General features: G+C 58.3%; 1 protein-coding gene, 1 tRNA gene and 1 pseudogene. 1 reads left to right on the top strand and 2 read right to left on the bottom strand.

Annotated features, from left to right (window positions below; all coding sequences use genetic code 11):
- A pseudogene (locus ROE7235_RS20770) lies at positions 1 to 194 on the top strand (hypothetical protein); the annotation flags it as partial.
- Here ROE7235_RS20770 and ROE7235_RS19635 read toward each other — a convergent pair.
- Positions 152 to 802: a hypothetical protein gene (locus ROE7235_RS19635; RefSeq protein WP_121097734.1), complete on the bottom strand. Its 651-nt coding sequence runs from the start codon at positions 800 to 802 to the stop codon at positions 152 to 154. The pseudogene ROE7235_RS20770 and the gene ROE7235_RS19635 sit on opposite strands and share 43 nt — an antisense overlap.
- 259 nt (positions 803 to 1061) lie before the next feature.
- A tRNA-Met gene (locus ROE7235_RS19630) sits at positions 1062 to 1138 on the bottom strand.
- Positions 1139 to 1186: the final 48 nt, after the last annotated feature.

The following is a 1186-nucleotide window of genomic DNA, read 5'->3' as shown; positions in this document are numbered from 1 at the left end:
TCGCACCTGTGAAAGGCCTAGAAGGGTTCAACCGGGCGACACCCGTTTCGGGGCCGACCTATGTCGATGCGACCGTGAACGGACGGAAGCTGAAACGCGGGGCTCGCCTCTGGACCGTGGCCACGGCGACCTTCAAAGCCGAAACCTATCGCTATCTGCGGATCGAACGACCGTTGGAACAGGACGCACCCGTCTCCTTAAGCAGCCCGGCCCACTCGAGTGGCTGTAGCACACAGCATGAAAATGCTGCCATCTCCCGCCAGCCTGCCGTGTGCCAGTCCTCCGGCTTACCGTAAAAGGCTTCAAACAAAGCGGCCTCGGTCGTGCCGTGATCAGCCTCGACATTGATGACGTTCATCCAGACATCCCATTTCCCGAAAGGGCGTTCGTCGAAGCGCCCATAGGAGGCGTGGTCGATCCGCAGGACGAAATAGGGGATGAGCTCGGCAAACAGGCGCCCAGGGGCGCCCGCCAGATCCGCACCCCGCTTGGTCAGCCGGAACGCGCCCTTGTAGTGACGCCCGAGGCGCAGGGAGATCAGCAGGAAATGAAGCACCTCAAGAGGCGGGAATTCGAATTCGTTGATGACTTTGCTGTAGCGGAACATCTCTTCCGCGCTTTTGCCCGGCCAGCCGAAATACTCGACCGCCCAATGGACGAAGACGCGCTTGAACGCCTTGGTCTTGGTCAGACCAATCGATCCGTGCTCCTGCGCATATTGCAGCGTCAACAGTGCGGCGCGCAGAATGGGCGAATGCGCGAGATCGGGATGGTCATCTGGAAGCTGGCGGAATTCGATCATGACTCTTCATGGCACAGGCCGAACAGCAATGCCAAGCGGGCGAATGGTCGGCCTGGAAACTGCAAAACGAGATCACGGCAAATCGCGCTCAACACCGGCGAATGTCACCGGCTGTCGCTGCGTGCGGCTGATTGTCAGTGACTACGGCCCTCGGCGCGGGGCGACTCTCAAAACGTTGACATGGCGTTGACTCGTTTTGCATAAGCAAAAACCCGACGGAATACGTCGGGTTCTAAGCGTTTGTATTATTTGAGTTTTCTGGTTGCGGGGACAGGATTTGAACCTGTGACCTTCAGGTTATGAGCCTGACGAGCTACCTGGCTGCTCCACCCCGCGTTGGTTGTTTAGGAATGGTTGATTATCAGGTTTGGCGGTGAGCTACTC

Source organism: Roseinatronobacter ekhonensis (assembly GCF_900499075.1).
Classification (GTDB): domain Bacteria; phylum Pseudomonadota; class Alphaproteobacteria; order Rhodobacterales; family Rhodobacteraceae; genus Roseinatronobacter; species Roseinatronobacter ekhonensis.
The sequence above is the reverse complement of the archived record's forward strand: the minus strand, read 5'-3'. Positions and strand labels throughout refer to the sequence as shown.